Below are 19,698 nucleotides of genomic sequence, written 5' to 3' on the forward strand. Positions count from 1 at the left end.
TGTTCGGCGCGCTCGCACCGGGCTCCGGCGGGCCGGGCCGGGCGGCGGCATCGGATAGAGTTCGCTCATGAGCGCCTCTCCCGTATCGGCCGACGACGTGGACTTGGCCGTGCATTCGGCCATCACGCTGCTGCGCAGGGCGGAGACCGACGCTTGGGACTACCGCGCCGGCAGGCTCAAGTGGACGTGCTGGGAGACCGTCGAGCACATCGCCGACGACCTGTTCTTCTTCGCGACGCAGCTGGGTCCGCGCATCCCGCCGCTGGAGGGGCCGGTGCCGTTCGCGTGCGAGGCGAAGCGCAGCGGCGGGCCCGCCGTCTCGCTGCGCGCCGAGCGCACGGCGGGGTCCGAGGGCCTGCTCATGGTGCTGGAGTCGTGCGGCGCGCTACTGAGCGCGATGGTGCGGACGAAGCCGAACCTGCTGCGGGCCTACCACGCCGCAGGCGTGTCGGACCCGGAGGGATTCGCGGCCATGGGCGTGGTCGAGGTGCTCGTGCACACCCACGACCTGGCCGAGGGCCTCGGACTGGACTTCACTCCGTCGCCGGATCTGTGCGAGCGGGTTCTGGCGCGGCTGTTCCCGGGCGCTCCGGACGACGTGGGCCCGTGGTCGGCGCTGCTGTGGTCGACCGGCCGCGTCAAGCTGCCCGGTCGTCCGCGCCGGGGCGAATGGCAGTGGAGCCTCGCCCCGGTCGAACGGTGACCGGATGGGCCCCGGGCCCGTTGTCGGCTCCGGGCGGTACGGTTCGTCCATGTCGAGACCCCCAGTGACCGCCGACCACGTCGAGCGGACCGTGCGACTCGCGGTCGACGCCCTGCGGCCCGCGCCGATCGAGCGGTGGGACCGCCGGGCCGGGCCCATGGACTGCTCCTGCTGGGAGGCCGCGGACCACCTGTGCTCGGCCCTGTTCAGATACGCCTCCAGGTTCGGCCTGCGTACTCCGCCGACCGACCGCTCTGTCGCCATCGACCCCGGACCGCGGGATCAGATCGTCCTCGACCGGAAAGTCGGCGCGCCGCTGGAGGGCGTCGAGTCGATGGGGAGTCTGCTGGTCGCGATGCTCGGCACCGCCGGACCGGAGTGGCGCGCCTGGCACATCTGGGGCGTCGCCGACCCCGAGGGGTTCGCGGCCATGGGCGTGGTCGAGACGGGCGTCCACGCCTGGGACCTCGCGCAGGGGCTCGGCCTGGAGTGGAGGCTGCCGGACGAATTGGGAGCTCCGGCCTTGGCGCGGCTGTTCCCCGAGGCGCCCTCGGCGACCGACCCGTGGGCGACGCTGCTGTGGGCCACCGGCCGGGGCGACCTGCCCGGGCATGGGCGTCGCGACCCGGACTGGAGCTGGCACTCGGCGCCGCTGTCAGTCGGCTAGCTCTGGTTCGGCGACCCAGCCGGCGACCAGGATCAGGCCCGAGGGGCGGTGGCGGGCGGCGTAGGCGAAGGGCCGGTCGAAGTTGATCGAGACGCGCCGGTGCACGTACTCGGTGGCGGGAACGAAGGCCCCGGTCGGGGTCATGCCGATGGCGGTCACCGCCGCGGCCTTGAAGCCGGTGGCGCTGAAGACGGCCGTGCACGACTGCCTCGCCTGGCTGACGTAGGTCCGCTGGGCGGCCAGGCGGGTGAATTCGGCCTCGTGCTCCTGGGAGGCGGAGACCAGGCCGAAGACCGAGGCGTCCTCGAGCAGGTCGAGGTCGGAGGAGACGGAGAACCGGACGGTCTGGATCTGCACTTCGGGGCGCTGCTGCGGGCGGCCGTCGCGGTATTCGGTGACGGCCACGCCCGGGGCCCGCTCCCCCACGGCCAGGTCGGCGGCGGCCGAACGGCCCCAATCCCGGTCGCCCGCGGCGTCGACCAGTTCGGAGACGACCTGCTGCGGGCTCAGGTCCTCCCGGCCCAGCGCCAGCAGGACGTCGATGTCGCCGGAGCCGGGCACGGTCAGCACCGAGGCCCGATCGGTCACGCGCAGCACGTCGTCGTGGACGGTGACCCGCAGGACCCGGCACGGTCCGAGCTCGGACCACGGCCCCGAACGAAAATCGAGATCGGCGTCGGTGAACGAGGTGCCCCAGGTCGTCTCGACCATGAGCGCGCTGGCCAGGAGCAGGTCGACCGGTTCGGTGAGGTCGATCGGCATCCGCTCGATCATGCCATCGGTGTGCTCGGCGGCCCAGCGGTCGACCATGCGCTTGTCGGCCTCGGCGTCGCCGGTGAGGGCGCCGATGGCCTCGGCCGGGAGCCGATCGATCCAGTCGGGGTCGAGGGTGATGAAGGCGCCGGCCCACACGGCGAGGGCCAGGCGGATGTCGGGGGTCGAGGCGGCGGCGCCGAGCAGGGCTCCGGCGAGCCGTTCGGTGCGGGCGTCGTCGACTCCGGCCGCGTCGGTCAGTTCGGTGCGGGTGCGTCCGATCGCGCCGGAGGCCAGGGCCGTCAGCAGCGGCCAGACTCCGAGGGCGGAGGCGGAGGCGGGGACGTCGTCGCGGGAGGCGAGCCAGCGGCGGGTCAGTTCGTTGGCCGCTGTGATCTCCTCGGCCGACAGCGCCTTCTCGATACGAGTGGTGCCATCTGTGCCCATGCTGGGACTCTAGCGCCTCCGCGCCCGGCGCGGTAATTCGGTTGCGTCCGCTCGGGTGGCGGGGATACCGTGCGGGCCAGTCCAGTTCGAAGCGAAAGGATCGGGATTCCGACATGCGCCAACTTTCGAAGTTCCACACGATCGGCCATACCACTCTCGACCCGAGGACTTCGAACGCATATGGACTTTCTCAACCTGGGCATCGTCGCACACGTCGACGCCGGTAAGACCAGCCTGACCGAGCGGCTGCTGTTCAACGCCGGGATTCTCGACCGCGTCGGCAGCGTCGACGACGGCAGCACCCAGACCGACTCCATGGAGTTGGAGCGGCGGCGCGGGATCACCATCCAGTCGGCGGTCGTGGCGTTCGCGCTCGGCGGCTCGACGGTCAACCTCATCGACACGCCCGGCCACACCGACTTCGTCGCCGAGGTCGAGCGTGCTCTGCACGTCCTGGACGGGGCGGTCCTGGTCGTCTCGGCCGTCGAGGGCGTCCAGGCGCAGACGCGGGTGCTCATGCGCACACTGCGCCGTTTGGCGGTACCGACGGTCCTGTTCGTCAACAAGATCGACCGGGCCGGTGCACGCGAGGCCGGTCTGCTGCGGGAGGTGGCCGAGCACCTGGCCCCGGCGATCGTGCCGATGACGACCGTGCGCGGCATCGGGACCGCCGAGGCGGCGACCGAGCCGGTGGACCTGTCGGCGCCGGATGCCTTCGAGCCGGCCGCCGAGATCCTGGCCGACGGCAGCGACGAGTTCATGGCCGCCTATCTGGAGGACCCCGCCGGAGTCGACATCGCCGCCGAACTGGCCGCGCAGACCCGCCGCGGCCTGGCGCACCCGGTCTTCTTCGGGTCGGCCGTGACCGGGGCGGGCGTGGAGGCGCTGACGGCGGGCATCCGACATTTCCTGCCGTCGCCTCGCCGGTCGTCCGAAGGCGGGCCGCGCGGGACGGTGTTCAAGGTCGAGCACGCCGCCTCGGGCCGCAAGATCGCCTACATCCGAGTGCGCGGCGGTACCCTCGTCGCCCGCGAGCACCTGGAGGTGCACCGGCGTGGGCCGGAGGGGACGGTCGCCCTCGACGCGGGCAAGGTGACCTCGGTCGAGGTGTTCGAATCCGGGACGGCCACGGTCGCCGAGGCGGCGCCGCCCGGCAGCATCGCGAAGGCATCGGGTCTGACCGATGTCCGGATCGGCGACGCGGTCGGCTCGGCCGAAGAGCTGCCGGAGCGCGGCCTGTTCACGCCGCCGACCCTGGAAACGGTGGTGCGGCCGGTCGACCGGAACGAGCGGATCGCCCTGGCCAAGGCGCTGACCAGCCTCTCCGAGCGCGACCCGCTGGTCGACCCGCACCTGGACGAGGTGTCGGGCCAGACGGCGGTGCGGCTGTACGGGGACGTCCAGAAGGAGGTCGTGGCCTCGCTGCTGGACGAGGAGTTCGGGATCGCCGTCAGGTTCGAGAAGACCCGTGCGATCCACATCGAACGGCCGTACGCCGTCGCCGAGGCGCTGCACGAGATGGGCCGGTGGGCGCCCACCTCTCACGCGGTGACACTTGGGCTGAGGATCGAACCGGCCGAGCCGGGGTCGGGGGTCCTGTACGAGCTGGAGGTCGAGCGCGGCTCGCTGACGAAGGCGTACCGCAACGCGGTCGAGGGGACCGTCCGCAGAAGGCTGCGCCGCGGCCCCTATGGCTGGGAGATCACCGACTGCCGGGTGGCGGTGACCGCCTCCGGATACCTCGGGCCGGTGAAGCCGGGCCAGTTCCGCGAGGTGGCCGAGCTGCTGCTGGACCAGCTGATCGACGAGGCCGGGACCACCGTGTACGCGCCGGTCAACAGCTTCCAGCTGGAGTTCCCCGACCGGTCCTCGGGGAAGATCGTGGCCGCGCTGATCGATTCGAGGGCACTGATCAAGGGCCAGTTCTCGGGCGGCGGCGTCGGCTACATCAGGGGGCTGATGGACGCCGAGTCCGTGCACGGTTTCGAGTCGCGGCTGCCGGGGCTGACGCGTGGGAGGTCGGTGTTCATCACCGAGCTCGACCACTATCGGCCGGTTCGCACGAATCCGCCTCGGAGGAACTGAGCGGTCAGTACGCTTTGCTCGCCCCGTGCCCTTGACAGTGGCACGGGGTGTTGCGTACATTACTTCTGACTACGTAGTCAGAGCCGGTGCGGCCATCGGACCGGAACGCGAGGAGGCGCCGTGGAGCACCCGAGACCGGGAACCGAGCCCGACCGCCGCAGGCCGCCCGGCATGCACGACGTCGCCCGGCTGGCCGGAGTCTCCCAGAAGACCGTCTCACGCGTGGTCAACGACGAGCGCTACGTCAGCGCCGGAGCCCGCGAGAAGGTCCTGGCCGCCGCCAGGGAACTCGGATACCGGCCCAACTCGGCCGCGCGCGCCCTGATCACCGGGCGCTTCCAGCGCATCGGCGTGGTCTCGCTCGGCACCGCTCTCTACGGTCCGACCGCGCTGCTGGTCGCCCTCGAGCGCGCCACCCGGGCCGCCGGGTTCTCGCTCATCGTCGCCAACACCGCCGAAGGCGATCCCGACTCGATCCAGGGCGGCGTGGACTGGCTCCTCGAACAGGGCGTGGACGGCGTCGTCCTGTCGGAGCCGATCGACGAGGGCCAGCACCTGCGGCTGTCCTCAGACGTCCCGGTCATCAGCTTCGGGCGCGCCCCCGGGCTGCCCGACTCGCAGGTCGTGCTCGCGCGGGAATCCGCCGTGGCCTCGAGCCGCGAGGCCACCGAGCACCTCCTCGACCTGGGGCACCGGCGGGTCTGGCACCTGGCCGGCCCGCAGCGGTGGTGGACCTCCCGCGAGCGCCTCGAAGGCTGGCGGCAGGCCCACCTCGCCCGGGACGCCGAACCCCCGCCGTACCTCGAAGGCGACTGGACGCCCGCCTCCGGACACCGTCTGGGCCGGCGGCTGGCCGCCGACCCCGAGGTGACGGCCGTGTTCAGCGCCAACGACGACATGGCGATCGGACTGGTCCGGGCCCTGGCCGAGACCGGCCGGGCCGTCCCCGGCGACGTCTCCGTGGTCGGCTTTGACGACATTCCGTCCGCGGCCTACCTCAACCCCCCGCTGACCACCGTTCGGCAGGACTTCGAGTCCCACGCGATCCGCGGACTCGACCTGCTGCTCCAGCACATGGAGGGGGCGCCGACCGGCGCCCCCGAGACTTCGGGCGCCTTCCAGCTCGAACGACGCCTGATCGTCCGCGCCTCGACGGCGCGACCCCCCTCGCCAAGCGCAACGAAGCGACTTGAAAGGACGCACCGCGAATGAATCCGAGATTCAGACGGCGCACCGCCCTCAAGGGTCTGGCCGCCGCCGCGGCCGGCCCCGCGGGCTTGGCGGCCTGCGCGAACGAACCTCCCGCGCCGCCGACCAACCTCACGCAGGCCGACATCGACGAGGCCATGTCGACGCCCACCGACCTGACCTTCTGGACCTGGGTGCCCGACATCCAGAACGAGGTGGCGCTGTTCGAGGCGGCCTACCCGGCCATCAAGGTCGAGGTCGTCAACGCCGGGCAGGGCGACGCCCACTACCAGAAGCTCCGCACCGCCCTGCGCGCCGGAAACGGCGGGCCCGACGTGGCCCAGATGGAGTTCCAGATGATCCCCACCTTCTCGATCACCGACTCCCTGGTGGACCTGGGGCCCTACCTCGACGCGGGCATGGGCGAGAAGTTCGTGGACTGGACCTGGAGCCAGGTCACCGGCACCGGCGGCGAGATCTGGGCGATCCCGCAGGACACCGGTCCGCTCGGCATGCTGTACCGCGCCGACCTGTTCGAGCAGCACGGGATCGACGTCCCGGGCACCTGGGACGAGTTCGCCGAGGCCGCCGCCGCGATCCACGAGGCCGACCCGGACCTGTACCTGACGAACCTGCCGCCCAACCAGGGAGCGTTCTTCTCGGGGCTGCTGTGGCAGGCCGGGGCCGATCCCTTCGCGGGCACCGCCGACGAGGTCCTCCAGGTCGACCTCCAGTCCGACACCGCCAAACGGGTGGCGTCCTACTGGGGCGACCTGGCCCAGCGGGACCTGGTCTCGACCGACCCCGACTTCACCGACCAGTGGTACCAGTCGTTCAACCAGGACCGCTACGCCACGTGGCTGACCGCCGCCTGGGGCCCGGTCTTCCTCTCGGGCGCCGCCGAGTCCACCAGCGGGAAGTGGCGGGCCGCTCCCCTGCCGCAGTGGGACTCCGACGCCGACCCCGTCTCGGGCAACTGGGGCGGCTCGACATCGGCGGTCATGGCCACCACCCAGAATCCGATCGTGGCCGCCAAGTTCGCCGAATGGCTCAACACCGACAGCGAGTCGGCGAACATGATGGCCACCGAGCAGTTCCTCTACCCGCCGACCCTCGAGATCCTCGACGACCCCGACTTCACCGGCCAGGAACTGGACTTCTACGGCGGGCAGCAGGTCAACGAGGTGTTCGCCCAGATCACCGACACGGTCACCGAGGACTTCCAGTGGTCGCCGTTCCAGAGCCAGGTCTACGCCTACTACAACGAGACCGTCGGGACCTCCTTCACCGAGAAGGGCGACGCCGTGGCGGCCCTGGCCGAATGGGAGTCGCGCATCGAGACCTACGCCGACTACCAGGGATTCACGGTGAAGTAGCCATGGCGACGACGACATCCGAGACCCAGGCTCCCGGGGCCCGCCCCGGGACGGCCCGCGGGCGCGAATCGAAGCGCTACGCCGCGGCCGGGTACGCCTTCATCGCGCCGTTCATGATCGTGTTCACCGCGATGATCCTCGTCCCGCTGGCATATGCCGCCTACACGAGCCTGTTCCGCGAGCAGATCATCGGCGGCAGCGTGTTCGTGGGATTCGAGAACTACTCCCGCGCCTTCACCGACCCGCAGCTGCTCGAGGGCATCGGGCGCGTGGCGCTGTTCTTCCTCATCCAGGTACCGATCATGCTGGCGGTGGCGCTGTTCATCGCCCTGGCCCTGGACAGCGGCCTGATGCGGCTCTCGAAGTTCGTCCGCATCGGCGTGTTCATGCCCTACGCGGTCCCCAGCGTGGTGGCCGCCCTCATGTGGGGATTCCTGTACGGACCCGACTTCGGGCCGTTCGCGCAGCTGGCCGAGATGATCGGGGCGGCCGCCCCGGACTTCCTGGCATCGAACGTCATGCTCGGGTCCCTGGCCAACATCGTGTTCTGGGAGTTCACCGGCTACAACATGGTGATCCTCTACGCCGCGCTCCGCTCGGTGCCCACCGAGCTGTACGAGGCGGCGGCCGTGGACGGGGCCGGGCCGTGGCGGACCGCCTGGTCGATCAAGATCCCGTCGCTGCGGCCGGCGCTGATGCTGTGCATGGTCTTCTCGATCATCGGCAGCTTCCAGCTGTTCAACGAGCCGAAGCTGCTCCAGGCACTGGCGCCCAACGTGATCGACAACGCCTACACGCCGAACCTGTACGCCTACAACCTGGCGTTCGTCGGCCAGGAATACAACTACGCGGCCGCGGTCTCGTTCATTCTCGGCCTGGTCATCTTCGTCGGATCGTACCTGTTCATGTACCTCTCGACCCGCAGGAGCCGGTCATGACCACCACCGCACCGCCAAAGGGAACGCCCGAGCGCCGGACCGCCCCGCGCCCGAAGCAGCAGCGCTCGGGCGGCGGCTACGTGCTCACCGTCGCCATGCTCGCCGTGCTGGCCTACTTCCTGCTGCCGCTGTTCTGGTTGCTGGTGTCGTCCACCAAGACCACCGGCGACCTGTTCTCCACGTTCGGGCTGTGGTTCGGCGGGGAGTTCAACCTGTTCGACAACATCGGCCGGACCCTGACCGAGCAGGACGGGGTGTTCGTCCGCTGGCTCGGCAACACCCTGCTGTACGCCGTCACCGCCGCCGGAGGCGGGGCGCTGCTGGCCGCCCTGGGCGGCTACGGCTTCGCCAAGTACCGCTTCAAGGGCAACCGGGCGATGTTCATGCTGGTGCTCGGGGCGCTGATGGTCCCGGCCACGGCCCTGGCCATCCCGACCTACCTGGTGTTCAGCGAGATCGGACTGGCCAACACGCCGTGGGCGATCATCCTGCCGTCCCTGGCGCACCCGTTCGGGCTGTACCTGATGCGGATCTACACCGAGAGCGCCGTGCCCGACACCATGATCGAGGCCGCGCGCATCGACGGCGCCGGGGAGATGCGGATCTTCTTCCAGGTGACGCTGCGGCTGCTCGCGCCCGGCTTCGCGACGGTCCTGCTGTTCACCCTGGTGCAGACCTGGAACAACTACTTCCTACCGCTGATCATGCTCAACGACCCGGACCTGTATCCGATCACCGTGGGCCTGGCGCAGTGGCAGGCGCAGGCCGCGGCCTCCGGCGGCGCCAGCGGCGACCTGGTGCCGCTGGTCGTGACCGGGGCGCTGCTGTCGATCCTGCCGCTGATCGTGGCGTTCCTGTTCCTCCAGCGCTACTGGCAGACGGGACTGGCCGCGGGCAGCGTCAAGCAGTGACCGCACCGGGCCGGGCGGGTTCCCCGCCCGGCCCACTCCACCACAGAGCGAAGGAAACCACCCATGAGCGACTGGCCGAACCCCGTCCTGTTCGGGGCCGCCTACTACCACGAGTACCAGCCGTACGACCGCCTCAAGGACGACCTGGACCTGATGGCCGAGGCCGGGTTCTCGGTCATCCGCGTCGGCGAGTCGGTGTGGTCGACCTGGGAGCCCGAGAACGGCCGGTTCGACCTCGACTGGCTCCAGCCGGTCCTCGACGGGGCGCACGAGAAGGGCATCGCGGTCGTGCTCGGCACCCCGACCTACGCGGTGCCGCCGTGGCTGGCCAGGCTGTACCCCGAGATCGCCGGGGAGCACCGCACCGGGGAGCGGATCCCGTGGGGCGGGAGGCAGGAGGTCGACTACACCCACCCGGGCTTCAGGTTCCACGCCGAGCGCGTCATCCGCGGGATCGCGGCCCGCTACGCCGGGCACCCGGCCGTGATCGGCTGGCAGGTCGACAACGAGCCGGGCCTCCAGCTGTTCCACAACGAGGGCGTCTTCCAGAGGTTCGTCGACCACCTTCGGCACACCTACGGGGACGTCGAGACGCTCAACCGCGAATGGGGGCTGGTGTACTGGTCGCACCGGCTCTCGACCTGGGCGGACCTGTGGCGGCCGGACGGGAACGCGCAGCCGCAGTACGCGCTCGCGTGGCGGCGGTTCCAGGCCGAGCTGACCACGGAGTTCATCGGCTGGCAGGCCGACATCGTCGGCGAGTACGCGCGCGAGGACCAGTTCGTGACCACGTGCATCTCGTATCCGCGGCCGGCCGTGGACGACCGGGGCGTCTCCGAGCGGCTGTCGATCACCGCCGGGAACCCGTACTACCGGATGCAGGACGCCTTCGAGCTGCCGCAGCACGGCGGCGGCTCCTCGCACTGGCGGACCGACGGGGTGTGGGCGCTGTACCACTCGGCCGACCGCATGTACTCCTCGCGGCAGGCGCCGTTCCTGGTCACCGAGACCAACGCGCAGGCGATCGGAGAGCCGTGGTTCAGCGAGCCGGCCTTCGACGGGCAGTGGCGGCAGGCGGCGTGGGCGCTGGTCTCGCGCGGGGCCCGCATGGTCGAGTACTGGCACTGGCACACGCTCCACTACGGGACCGAGACGTACTGGGGCGGCATCCTTCCTCACAGCCTCAAGCCGGGCCGGGTCTACCGGGAGCTGGCCGGGATCGGCGCCGAGCTGCGGCGGGCCGGGAGCGCCCTGGAGGGGTTCGAACCGGACGCCGACGTGGCGGTCCTGTACTCCAAGGACAGCCAGTGGGCGCTGGAGACGCACCCGCAGATCGCCGCCGAGGACGGCGGTCCCGAGCGCGGCGGGTTCGAGGCGATATCGAGCGCGTTCTACCGCGGCGCCTTCGAAGCCGGACTCCAGGCCCGGATCGTGCACTTGGAGCAGTTGGAGGCCCCCGAGGCGGTGGCCGAGCGGTATCCGGTGCTGGTCGCGGCCGGGCTCTACACCGCCGACGACGCGACCCTGGACTGGCTGGCCGCCTACGCGGCCGCGGGCGGGCACCTGATCGCGGGGCCGCGCACCGGTTACGGCGACGCCGAGGCGCGGGCCCGCACCGACGTCAAGCCAGCGCGGCTGGCCGAGGCGGCGGGGGCCTGGTACGACGAGTTCGCGAACCTGCGCGCCGAGGTGGAGGTCCGCGCGGCCGCGGACTCGGAGGTGGCGCTCGCCGAGGACGCGGCGGCCACGCGCTGGGCCGACGGGGTGCGGCTTGCCGGGGCGCGGCCGCTGGTGGAGTACGTCCACCCGCACTACGGGCAGTTCGCGTGCGCGTCCACGGCCGAGCACGGGGCGGGCCGGGTGACCTATGTGGGCACGGTGCCGAACCCGGCGCTGGCGAAGTCGCTGTTCGAGTGGGCCGCTCCGGAGAGCGCGCGGCGGGACTCGGGCCCGAGCGTGACGGTCACCAGCGGGCGCAACGGCGCGGGCCGGACGCTCCGGTTCGTCCACAACTGGTCGTGGGACGAGACCGAGTACGTCGTGCCGGCCGCCGCGACCGACGCGGTCGACGGCACCGGCCACGCCGAGGGCGAGCCGCTGCGGCTGGGGGCCTGGGACGTGCGGGTCCTGGTCGAGGACTGAGGCGCTGGTCGTCGAAGGCGATCAGTTCGAACCGGTCGATCGAGGCCGGGTCGGCGGCGAACTCGATGCCGGTGACCCGGCCGCCCTCGATGGTGAAGGAGATGACCGATCGCGGCGATCCGCCCGGGGCCCACATCGCGCCCGCGTCGCCGTCGATGAGCACCGGGACCACGGCGGCGGGCGCGGCTGGCCAGTTGCCTGGCGGTCTCCGGGGTGCGTTGGACGATCGGGGCGATGCGGTCGAAGGGAACGGCGGACATGTCGTGGAGGACGAAGGCGAGCCGCTCGGGCGGGCTGAGCTTGTCGAGCACGACCAGCATGGCGCGCCCGACCGAGTCGGCCATGACCGCTTCGCGTTCGGGGTCGACGCCTCCGGCGAGCTCGGCCGGGGCGTCCCGGTCGCGGTCATCGCTCGCCCTCCCGCCGGTCGCCGGTCGCCGCTCGCTGGGTGCAAGCGCGACAATACAGGTTCCACCGCTCCCGGAGGCGGGTCGAGGGCGGTCCGCTCGATAGGATCCGAGCGCACGACCACGACATCGGAGGCCGCCTCACATGATCGGGATAACCGGTTCCACCGGCGGCGTCGGCTCGCGCACGGTGCGTCACCTCCTCGCCGAGCCGGACTGCCCTCCGCTGGTCGCGATCGCCCGCCGTCCCCGGGCGGTGCCTCGCCGGGACGGGCTGACGGCGCGCGGCGCGGACTACGACGACCCGGCGTCCTTGGAGCGGGCCTTCGCGGGCCTGGAGACGCTGGTGTTCGTCTCCAGCGACGGCAGGGCCGAGACCATGGCGCGGCACCACCGGAACGTGATCGCGGCGGCCGTCGGGGCCGGGGTGGGCCATGTGGTCTACACGAGCATCCTCGACGTCGAGCCCGACTCCCGGTTCTACTACTCCCCCGCCCACCGGGAGACCGAGGCGCGGCTGGCCGCGGCGGGGATCGACCACTGTCTGGCCCGGACCTCGATCTTCGCCGACTTCTTCACCGAGACCTGGCTGGCTCCGGCCCTCGCGTCGGGCGAGCTGGCGCTGCCGATCGGCGGTTCGAGGATGTCCTTGGTCTCCCGCGAGGACGTGGCGAAGGCGCTGGCTTCGGCCGCTCGGCGGCGGTCGGAAGGTGTCGTGGAGCTGACCGGCCCGGCCGCGTTGACCGGTGGGGAGAGCTGCGCGGCCGCCGCCGCGGCGGCGGGTCGGCCGCTGCGCTTCTCCGACCTCGACGCGAGCGAGTACCGCTCCGGGCTACGGGCAGAGGGCGAACCCGAATGGCTGGTCGATGCCTATGCGACGATGTTCGACTCGTGCCGGGAGGGACGGTTCTCGACCGTCTCGCCCGATATCGAGGAGCTGACCGGCCGGCCGCAGGAGACGTTCGCGGAGTTCCTACGTCGCTCCGGCATCCCGGTCGGCTGAGGCTTCGTCGGACCGCGGCAGCTCCCGCATGTTCCGCAGCGGCGAGAAGAACGTCGGCAGGAACGCCAGGCACATGGCGCTCGCGGCGATCCACAGGGTCGCCCGGGCACCGAGCAGCTCTCCGAGCAGCCCGCCGCCGAGCGCGCCTATCGCGTTGACGCCCCACACGACGCATCGGACGGTCGCGTTCATCCGGCCGAGCATCCGGTCGGGTGTCAGACGCTGGCGGAAGCTCAACTGGTTGACGTTGTAGACGACCGCCCCCAGGCCCGTCAGTCCCATGCCGACGGCGGCGATCCAGACGCGCCATCCGGGTTCTGCGGCCGGCATCAGCAGCAGCGCCGGGGCGCTCGCGGCCAGCGAGATCCACACGATGCGTCCCTCGCCCAGGAGCGCCGCCAGGGGCCGGGCGGTGAAGGCGCCGACAACGCCGCCGACGCCGAACAGCGCGAACACCAGCCCGATCTGGCCGGCGCTCAGACCGATGTCGCGGGGCAGGAAGACCACGATCATCGTCATGTAGGCGCCCGACCACATGTTGAACCAGCCCGCGGCCGCGACGATCGAGGCCAGCAGCCGGTTGCGGAAGACGAAGGCGAGCCCCTCCTTTATCTCGACGGCGATGCTCGTGCCGGGACCGGGTTCTGGCGGCGGCTCGCGGCGGCGGATGCGCACCACGAACAGGGCCGACGCGCCCATGGCGACCGCGTCGAAGGCCAGGGCGACCGGAGCCGTCAGCCATTCGATGAGCTGCCCGGCCAGGACCGGGCCGCTCATCTGGGCCGTGGAGCCCACCGTCTCGAGCTTGGCGTTCCCCTCGACCAGGCGGGTGCGGCCGACCAGGTGCGGCAGGTAGCTCTGGTAGGAGACGTCGAAGAACACGGTGAACACGCCCAGGGTCAGGGCCACGGCGTACAGCTGCCAGATGGTCAGGACCCCGGCCCACCAGGCGAGCGGGACCGTCAGCAGGACGGCGGCGCGGACCAGGTCGGCGACGATGAGCACGGGGCGGCGGCGCATCCGGTCGATCCAGGCGCCCGCGGGCAGGCCGATGAGCAGGAACGCGAGCATGGTCATCGAGTTGAGGACGCCGACCTCGAACTCCCCCGCTTCCAGAGCGAGGACGGCGGCCAGCGGCAGTGCCAGCATGGTGATCTGCTGACCGAACCGGCTGACGGTGGTCGACAGGAACAGTCCTCGGAAGTCCCGGTCGCGGAGGAGTCCGAGCCGGTCTTCGCGCTCGGGAGGCGGTTGCAGGAGGGTTCCCATGCGATTGAGTATTCCCAATCGATTGGGAAAAGTCAATCACTGCGATCGCTACTATGATCTCGTGGCAGATCGAGGCGAGTCCGGACCGGCCCCGGACGAGGAGCGGCCGCTGGCGACCGAGGCCGAGGCCAAGGCGCTGGCCTCGGCGGTGCGGCTGCGGATCATCCGGCTGTGCCGGGACCGGGCCCTGACCAACAAGGAGTTGGCCGAGCGACTGGAGGCGAACCCGGCGACCGTGCTCCACCACGTCCGCAAGCTGGTCGAGACCGGGTTCCTCGAAGCGCAGGACGCGCGGACCGGGGCCCGGGGAGCGCGGGAGATCCCCTACCGGTCGACGCGGAAGTCATGGACGCTCCAGTACGGCGACCGGTTCCGGGCGAACCTGTCGACCGCGATCATGGAGGCGTACGCCGACGAGGTCGCCAAGGTCGACGACCCCTCGCAGGTGGACACCTCAAGACTGGGACTGCTGCTCAACGAGGAGCAGCACCGGACGGTCGTCCGGCGCCTCAAGGAGCTGCTCGACGAGCTCGAGGCGACCGAGCCCGGTCCGGGGGCCCGGCCGTACTCGCTGTTCCTGTCGGTCCACCCCGACATCGACCGGGGCTGAGCCTGCCCTCCGGGCCCGCGAACGTTCAGCGCTGGTCGAGCACCGCCTGGACCCGCGAGCGGATCTCGGGGGTGTCCAGGCCGCGGATGGTCAGGGTCGTGCGACGGCGCAGCACGTCGTCGACGGTCTGGGCCCATTCATTGTCGCGGGCGTAGACCACCTGCGCCCAGATCTCGGGCGCGTCGGGGTGGACGCGCTCGGCCAGCCGCGGGTCGGCGGCGGCCAGGCGGGTGATCTCGAACGCCAGCGATCCGTAGTGGGTCGCCAGGTGGGAGGCGGTGTCGGTGCCGAGCTCCGGCCCCGGGACGGCGCCGTCGGCCAGCAGGCGGTGCCGCACGGCGTGCGGGCTGGCGATGCCCGGGAGCGGCAGCATCTTGGGCAGCCGGTCCAGCGGCACCATCTCGGAGCCGATCGGGTGGCCGGGCATGGCGGCGAGCTTGTCCATGACGGTCCGCCCGATGTGGCGGAAGGTCGTCCACTTGCCTCCGGCGACCGACAGCATCCCGCCCTTGCCCTCGGTGACCACGGTCTCCCGCTTGGCCTTCGAGGTGGCTCCGGGCCCTCCGGGGAGGACCCGGAGCCCGGCGAAGGAGTACGTGATCAGGTCCCGGTCGAGCTGGCGGTCGCGGACCGACAGGCTCGCCTCGCCGAGGATCTGGTCGACGTCGGCGTCGGTGACGGCCACGTCGGCCGGGTCGCCCTCGTAGATCTCGTCGGTGGTGCCCAGCAGGAGCATGTCCTCCCAGGGCAGTGCGAAGGTGATGCGGTACTTGTCGATCGGGGTCGCCAGCGCGGCCCGCCAGTGCGAGGTGCGCTTGAGCACCAGGTGGGCGCCCTTGGACAGCCGCACCGACGGGTCGGCCCCGGCGTCCTCCATGCGCCGCAGGCGGTCGACCCACGGGCCGGTGGCGTTGAGGACCACGCGGGCGTCGACGCCGAACTCGGTGCCGTCGCCGCGGTCGCGGACGTCGGCCCCGCTGACGCGCCCGCCGGTGAACCGCAGCCCGGCGACCTCGGCGTGGTTGAGCACGGTCGCGCCGGCGGCGACCGCGGCCCGGACGGTCATCAGGGCCATGCGGGCGTCGTTCATCTGGCTGTCGCCGTAGACGGCGACCGACTTCAGGCCCTCGGTGCGCAGCTCGGGCACGTCGACGCGGGCCTTGGCCGGGTTCAGCAGGTGGCCGACGCCGTCGCCGAAGCCCGACAGCGCCGAGTAGGCGAACACGCCCGCGCCGAGCTTGGCCCGCCCGTGCGGCCCGCCCTTGTAGACCGGCAGGTAGAAGGTCAGCGGCCGGGACAGGTGCGGGGCGACCTGGCGGGTGAGTGCGCGGCGCTCGAAGTGGTTCTCGGCCACCAGCTTCACCGCGCCGGTCTGGAGGTACCGCAGTCCCCCGTGGAGGAGCTTGGAGGATGCCGAGGAGGTGGCCCCGGCGAAGTCGCCGGCGTCGACCACGGCCACCCGCAGCCCCGACTGGGCGGCGTGCCAGGCGGTGGAGATGCCCAGGATGCCGCCCCCGATGACCAGCAGGTCGAAGACGCCCTTCGAGAGCCGGTCGCGCATCTGCGGGCGGCTGGTGGCCGCGGCGTCGTGCGCGATCGGGAAGTCGCCGGTCCCCCGGGTGGGCTGCAAGGTGGTCATGGCCGCTGCTCCATCTCTACTGCTGGTCCTCTTCGATCCAGCCCATGGTCCGATCGACGGCCTTGAGCCAGTTGCGGTATTCGCGTTCGCGGGCCTCGGGCTCCATGGCCGGAGTCCATTCGGCCGCGCGCCTCCAGTTGGCGCGCAGGTCTTCGGTACTGTCCCAGAAGCCGACGGCGAGACCGGCGGCGTAGGCGGCGCCCAGGCAGGTCGTCTCGGCGACCATCGGGCGCACCACGGGCGCGTCGAGGACGTCGGACAGGAACTGCATGAGCAGGTTGTTCGAGGTCATGCCGCCGTCGACCTTGAGCGCGGCGAGTTCGACGCCGGAGTCCTTGATCATGGCGTCGGTGATCTCGCGGGTCTGCCAGGCGGTGGCCTCCAGGACGGCGCGGGCGATGTGGGCCTTGGTGACGTACCTGGTGAGCCCGGCGATGACGCCGCGGGCGTCGGAGCGCCAGTAGGGGGCGAAGAGCCCGGAGAAGGCCGGGACGAAATAGGCGCCGCCGTTGTCCTCGACCGAGGAGGCGAGGGTCTCGATCTCGGCGGCGGTGCTGATCAGGCCCATCTGGTCGCGCATCCACTGGACGAGAGCGCCGGTGACGGCGATGGATCCCTCGAGGGCGTAGACCGGATCGGCGTCGCCGATGCGGTAGCCGACCGTGGTCAGCAGGCCCGACTCGGAGTGGATGAGCTTCTCGCCGGTGTTCATCAGCTGGAAGGTGCCGGTGCCGTAGGTGGACTTGGCCTCCCCGGCGCCGAAGCAGGTCTGCCCGAACAGGGCGGCCTGCTGGTCGCCGAGGGCCGAGGCGACGGGGACGCCGCCGAGCAGTCCGCCGAGGGCGCCGCCGCGGACCTCGCCGTAGACCTCCGAGGAGGAGCGGATCTCGGGCAGTATCCGCATGGGGACGCCCATCTCGGCGGCGATGTCCTCGTTCCACTTCAGGTCGTCGAGGTTCATCAGCAGGGTGCGGGAGGCGTTGGTGACGTCGGTGACGTGGACGCCGCCGCGGGGGCCGCCGGTGAGGTTCCAGATGACCCAGGAGTCCATGGTGCCGAACAGGAGGTCGCCGGTCTCGGCCCTCTCGCGCAGTCCGGGGACGTTGTCGAGCAGCCAGGCGATCTTGGGACCGGCGAAGTAGGCGGCCAGGGGCAGGCCGGTCTCGCGGCGGAAGCGGTCCTGGCCGACCTCGCCGCCCAGTTCGCGGCAGAGGGTGTCGGTGCGGGTGTCCTGCCAGACGATCGCGTTGTGGACCGGCTGGCCGGTGTGCCGGTCCCACAGCATGGTCGTCTCGCGCTGGTTGGTGATGCCGATGGAGAGGATGTCCTCTTTGGCGACCTTGGCCTTGACCATGGCCCCGGCCACGACTTCCTGCACGTTGGTCCAGATCTCGGCCGCGTCGTGCTCGACCCAGCCGGGCTTGGGGAAGATCTGCTCGTGCTCCTTCTGGTCGACCGCGACGATGCGGCCGTCGCGGTCGAAGATGATGCAGCGGCTGGAGGTGGTGCCCTGGTCGATCGCGGCGATGAACGGGCCCGCGGTGTGTGCGTCGGTCATGTTGCGCTCCTGAACGTCGTTGTCGTGGCGGTGTTTCGATGTTGGACTGGTTGTGTCGGCGCGGTTCACGGGCGAGCCTCAGCCGAAGGCGGCGTTGTAGACGACGCCGGCGGCGACCGCGCCGATGATCGGGCCGACGACCGGGATCCAGGCGTAGCCCCAGTCCGATCCTCCCTTGCCGCGCATCGGCAGGAGGGCGTGGACTATGCGGGGGCCGAGATCGCGGGCGGGATTGATGGCGTAGCCGGTGGGTCCGCCGAGCGAGAGCCCGATCCCGACGACGGTGAGCGCCACGATCAGCGGCCCGAGGCCGCCGAGTCCGGTGCCTTCTTCGTTCAGGCCCTGGGTGAGGATCGCGATGAGCAGCACGAAGGTGCCGATGATCTCGGTCGCCAGGTTCTGGGCGGTGTTGCGGATCTCGGGGCCGGTGGAGAAGACGCCGAGGACGGGGCCGGCCTTGGCGTGGGTGGCCTCGGCGGTGGCCTGGGCGCCGGGGCCGCCATGTGGGGCGAGGTCGGCCAGGTGGGCCTTGAAGTGGCCGTAGTAGGCGATCCAGGCCAGGAAGGCGCCGAGCATGGCGCCGGCCGTCTCGGAGGCGATGTAGACGGGGACGTCGGACCAGGGGATGCCGCCCTCGACGGCCAGGCCGACGGTGACGGCGGGGTTGAGGTGGGCGCCGGAGACTCCGGCGGCGGCGTAGGCGCCGATGAGGACGCCGAATCCCCATCCGAAGGAGATGGCGACCCATCCGGCGTCTTTGGCCTTGGAGTGCTTCAGGGTGACGGCGGCGCAGACACCGGCGCCCATGAGGATGAGCAGCGCCGTGCCGAGCACTTCGCCGATGATGATGTCGGAGGTGGACAACGTTGACTCCCTTGTCAAGTTCTGAGCCGATTGTTGTTCGACATTGTCGACCAACGTACGCAAGTGTTCCCCGAACTCCTCGAATCGTCAATTGCATGTGACAAATGCCACATGATTTTGCTCACAGAGGGAAAACGCCTGGGGCGCAGGCGTTTCGAGTGAAGAAAATGGGCTAGAAGCGGCCCGAACCGAGGTCGCGGGAGACGGACCTGGCGCAGTCGCGGACGGCCGCGATCAGCTCGGGGCGCACGGCCCCGTCGAGGCAGACGCGCTCGACCGCGCCGGTGATGCCGACCGCGCCGACCGCCAGGCGGTGCCGGTCGAAGATCGGCGCGGCCACCGCGGCCACGCCCTCCCAGTTCTCCTCCAGGTCGGTGGCGTATCCCCGATCGCGGATGTCCCCCAGGACCTGCTCGAGCTCGTCGAGATCGGTGACGGTGCGCGCGGTGAACGGCTCGCGCTTGGCCTCGACCAGCTCGGAGTGGGCCACCGGGTCGCAGGCCGCCAAGACCTTGCCCAGGGCCGTGGAATGCAGCGGCTGCATGGCGCCGACCTCGAGGACCTGGCGCGAGTCGTCGGGGCGGAAGACGTGGTGGACGACCAGGACGCCCTGCTGGTGGAGCACGCCGACGTAGACCGCCTCGCCGCCGGACCTGGCCAGGTCGTCGGTCCACACCAGCGCCCGGGCGCGCAGCTCGTGGATGTCGAGGTAGGAGGTGCCCAGGCGCAGCAGTTCGGCCCCGAGCTGGTAGCGGCCCGATTCGGGGTCCTGCTCGACGAAGCCCTCGTTCTGGAGCGTGCGCAGGATGCCGTGGGCGGTGGCCTTGGCCAGGCCGAGGGCGGAGGCAATGTCGGACAGCCCGAGGCGACGGTCGCCGCCCGCCAGCAGGCGCAGCATCGCGGCCGCTCGCTCCACCGACTGGATGTTCCTCGCCATCGCGGCAGCACCTCCGTTCGTTCATTCGCGTTCGACAATGCTAAACGCTATCGGCTCTTGCCGACCACGGGACTCGGGGATGGGCGCGATGGGCCGTCGCCTCGACTGGGCCCGGGCAAGGGCTTCCCCGAAGTCTTCCAGGCCCGGATTCGGGATTCGCATGGGCACGGGCCCCGCCGCGGCTCCGGCCGTCGTGACCTC

16 protein-coding genes and 1 pseudogene are annotated in these 19,698 nt (G+C 71.1%); 10 read left to right on the forward strand and 7 right to left on the reverse strand.

The window, feature by feature from the left end; translation table 11 throughout:
- The first annotated feature begins 67 nt into the window (after positions 1-67).
- On the forward strand, positions 68-703 hold the full coding sequence (locus JFB92_RS04065) for a hypothetical protein (protein ID WP_199035131.1): 636 nt from the start codon (positions 68-70) through the stop codon (positions 701-703).
- Positions 704-752: 49 nt separating this feature from the next.
- Entirely contained in the window at positions 753-1,370 is a 618-nt protein-coding gene (locus JFB92_RS04070; RefSeq protein WP_199035133.1) for a DinB family protein, read from the forward strand.
- Here the strand turns inward: JFB92_RS04070 and JFB92_RS04075 are convergent.
- On the reverse strand, positions 1,359-2,570 hold the full coding sequence (locus JFB92_RS04075; protein WP_199035135.1) for a serpin family protein: 1,212 nt from the start codon (positions 2,568-2,570) through the stop codon (positions 1,359-1,361). The genes JFB92_RS04070 and JFB92_RS04075 overlap by 12 nt on opposite strands.
- A gap of 180 nt (positions 2,571-2,750) precedes the next feature.
- On the opposite strand from JFB92_RS04075, the gene JFB92_RS04080 reads away from it, so the two are divergent.
- The 6 genes from JFB92_RS04080 to JFB92_RS04105 all read left to right on the forward strand — a co-directional run bounded on the left by JFB92_RS04080 (position 2,751) and on the right by JFB92_RS04105 (position 11,210).
- Positions 2,751-4,655, forward strand: coding sequence for an elongation factor G (locus JFB92_RS04080; protein ID WP_199035137.1), 1,905 nt, complete (start codon positions 2,751-2,753; stop codon positions 4,653-4,655).
- A 171-nt stretch (positions 4,656-4,826) separates the two neighbouring features.
- Positions 4,827-5,867, forward strand: a complete 1,041-nt coding sequence (locus JFB92_RS04085; protein WP_233162285.1) for a LacI family DNA-binding transcriptional regulator — start codon at positions 4,827-4,829, stop codon at positions 5,865-5,867.
- The gene (locus JFB92_RS04090) at positions 5,864-7,219 is read left to right on the forward strand and encodes an ABC transporter substrate-binding protein (RefSeq protein WP_199035143.1); all 1,356 of its coding nucleotides are present in this window, start codon (positions 5,864-5,866) and stop codon (positions 7,217-7,219) included. The genes JFB92_RS04085 and JFB92_RS04090 overlap by 4 nt, the downstream gene beginning before the upstream one ends.
- Positions 7,220-7,221: 2 nt before the next feature.
- Positions 7,222-8,157 (forward strand): carbohydrate ABC transporter permease, encoded by a 936-nt coding sequence (locus JFB92_RS04095; protein ID WP_199035145.1) that lies wholly within the window; start codon positions 7,222-7,224, stop codon positions 8,155-8,157.
- On the forward strand, positions 8,154-9,068 hold the full coding sequence (locus tag JFB92_RS04100; RefSeq protein WP_199035147.1) for a carbohydrate ABC transporter permease: 915 nt from the start codon (positions 8,154-8,156) through the stop codon (positions 9,066-9,068). Before JFB92_RS04095 ends, JFB92_RS04100 begins: the two co-directional genes overlap by 4 nt.
- A 63-nt stretch (positions 9,069-9,131) precedes the next feature.
- Positions 9,132-11,210 carry a beta-galactosidase gene (locus JFB92_RS04105; RefSeq protein WP_199035149.1) on the forward strand — a complete coding sequence of 693 codons (2,079 nt, stop codon included), beginning with the start codon at positions 9,132-9,134 and terminating at the stop codon, positions 11,208-11,210.
- 158 nt (positions 11,211-11,368) lie between these two features.
- Here JFB92_RS04105 and JFB92_RS26805 read toward each other — a convergent pair.
- Positions 11,369-11,587, reverse strand: a pseudogene (locus tag JFB92_RS26805) (sigma factor-like helix-turn-helix DNA-binding protein); the annotation flags it as partial.
- Between the two features lie 175 nt (positions 11,588-11,762).
- Here JFB92_RS26805 and JFB92_RS04110 point away from each other — a divergent pair.
- The gene (locus JFB92_RS04110; RefSeq protein WP_199035151.1) at positions 11,763-12,620 is read left to right on the forward strand and encodes an NAD(P)H-binding protein; all 858 of its coding nucleotides are present in this window, start codon (positions 11,763-11,765) and stop codon (positions 12,618-12,620) included.
- On the opposite strand, the gene JFB92_RS04115 is transcribed toward JFB92_RS04110, so the two are convergent.
- Positions 12,591-13,889, reverse strand: a complete 1,299-nt coding sequence (locus tag JFB92_RS04115) for an MFS transporter (protein ID WP_199035153.1) — start codon at positions 13,887-13,889, stop codon at positions 12,591-12,593. The genes JFB92_RS04110 and JFB92_RS04115 overlap by 30 nt on opposite strands.
- 61 nt (positions 13,890-13,950) lie before the next feature.
- Between JFB92_RS04115 and JFB92_RS04120 the strand changes: the two genes are divergently transcribed.
- Positions 13,951-14,499 carry an ArsR/SmtB family transcription factor gene (locus JFB92_RS04120; protein WP_199035155.1) on the forward strand — a complete coding sequence of 183 codons (549 nt, stop codon included), beginning with the start codon at positions 13,951-13,953 and terminating at the stop codon, positions 14,497-14,499.
- Positions 14,500-14,524: 25 nt separating this feature from the next.
- On the opposite strand, the gene JFB92_RS04125 is transcribed toward JFB92_RS04120, so the two are convergent.
- The 4 genes from JFB92_RS04125 to JFB92_RS04140 all read right to left on the reverse strand — a co-directional run bounded on the left by JFB92_RS04125 (position 14,525) and on the right by JFB92_RS04140 (position 19,497).
- A complete protein-coding gene (locus tag JFB92_RS04125; protein WP_199035157.1) occupies positions 14,525-16,138 on the reverse strand; it encodes a glycerol-3-phosphate dehydrogenase/oxidase in 1,614 nt (537 codons plus the stop codon).
- 16 nt (positions 16,139-16,154) lie between these two features.
- Positions 16,155-17,696 (reverse strand): glycerol kinase GlpK, encoded by a 1,542-nt coding sequence (gene glpK, locus JFB92_RS04130; protein ID WP_199035159.1) that lies wholly within the window; start codon positions 17,694-17,696, stop codon positions 16,155-16,157.
- 78 nt (positions 17,697-17,774) lie between these two features.
- Positions 17,775-18,560, reverse strand: coding sequence for an MIP/aquaporin family protein (locus JFB92_RS04135; RefSeq protein ID WP_199035161.1), 786 nt, complete (start codon positions 18,558-18,560; stop codon positions 17,775-17,777).
- A 172-nt stretch (positions 18,561-18,732) separates the two neighbouring features.
- A complete protein-coding gene (locus JFB92_RS04140) occupies positions 18,733-19,497 on the reverse strand; it encodes an IclR family transcriptional regulator (protein WP_199035163.1) in 765 nt (254 codons plus the stop codon).
- Between the last annotated feature and the right edge of the window lie 201 nt (positions 19,498-19,698).

Source organism: Glycomyces salinus (assembly GCF_016428645.1).
Lineage (GTDB): Bacteria > Actinomycetota > Actinomycetes > Mycobacteriales > Micromonosporaceae > Glycomyces > Glycomyces salinus.

Bases quoted from the DNA above. Each gene is read 5' to 3' on its own strand.
- JFB92_RS04065 (WP_199035131.1), top strand. From the start codon at position 68: ATGAGCGCCTCTCCCGTATCGGCCGACGACGTGGACTTGGCCGTGCAT.
- JFB92_RS04070 (WP_199035133.1), top strand. From the start codon at position 753: ATGTCGAGACCCCCAGTGACCGCCGACCACGTCGAGCGGACCGTGCGA.
- JFB92_RS04075 (WP_199035135.1), bottom strand. From the start codon at position 2,570: ATGGGCACAGATGGCACCACTCGTATCGAGAAGGCGCTGTCGGCCGAG.
- JFB92_RS04080 (WP_199035137.1), top strand. From the start codon at position 2,751: ATGGACTTTCTCAACCTGGGCATCGTCGCACACGTCGACGCCGGTAAG.
- JFB92_RS04085 (WP_233162285.1), top strand. From the start codon at position 4,827: ATGCACGACGTCGCCCGGCTGGCCGGAGTCTCCCAGAAGACCGTCTCA.
- JFB92_RS04090 (WP_199035143.1), top strand. From the start codon at position 5,864: ATGAATCCGAGATTCAGACGGCGCACCGCCCTCAAGGGTCTGGCCGCC.
- JFB92_RS04095 (WP_199035145.1), top strand. From the start codon at position 7,222: ATGGCGACGACGACATCCGAGACCCAGGCTCCCGGGGCCCGCCCCGGG.
- JFB92_RS04100 (WP_199035147.1), top strand. From the start codon at position 8,154: ATGACCACCACCGCACCGCCAAAGGGAACGCCCGAGCGCCGGACCGCC.
- JFB92_RS04105 (WP_199035149.1), top strand. From the start codon at position 9,132: ATGAGCGACTGGCCGAACCCCGTCCTGTTCGGGGCCGCCTACTACCAC.
- JFB92_RS04110 (WP_199035151.1), top strand. From the start codon at position 11,763: ATGATCGGGATAACCGGTTCCACCGGCGGCGTCGGCTCGCGCACGGTG.
- JFB92_RS04115 (WP_199035153.1), bottom strand. From the start codon at position 13,889: ATGGGAACCCTCCTGCAACCGCCTCCCGAGCGCGAAGACCGGCTCGGA.
- JFB92_RS04125 (WP_199035157.1), bottom strand. From the start codon at position 16,138: ATGACCACCTTGCAGCCCACCCGGGGGACCGGCGACTTCCCGATCGCG.
- glpK (WP_199035159.1), bottom strand. From the start codon at position 17,696: ATGACCGACGCACACACCGCGGGCCCGTTCATCGCCGCGATCGACCAG.
- JFB92_RS04140 (WP_199035163.1), bottom strand. From the start codon at position 19,497: ATGGCGAGGAACATCCAGTCGGTGGAGCGAGCGGCCGCGATGCTGCGC.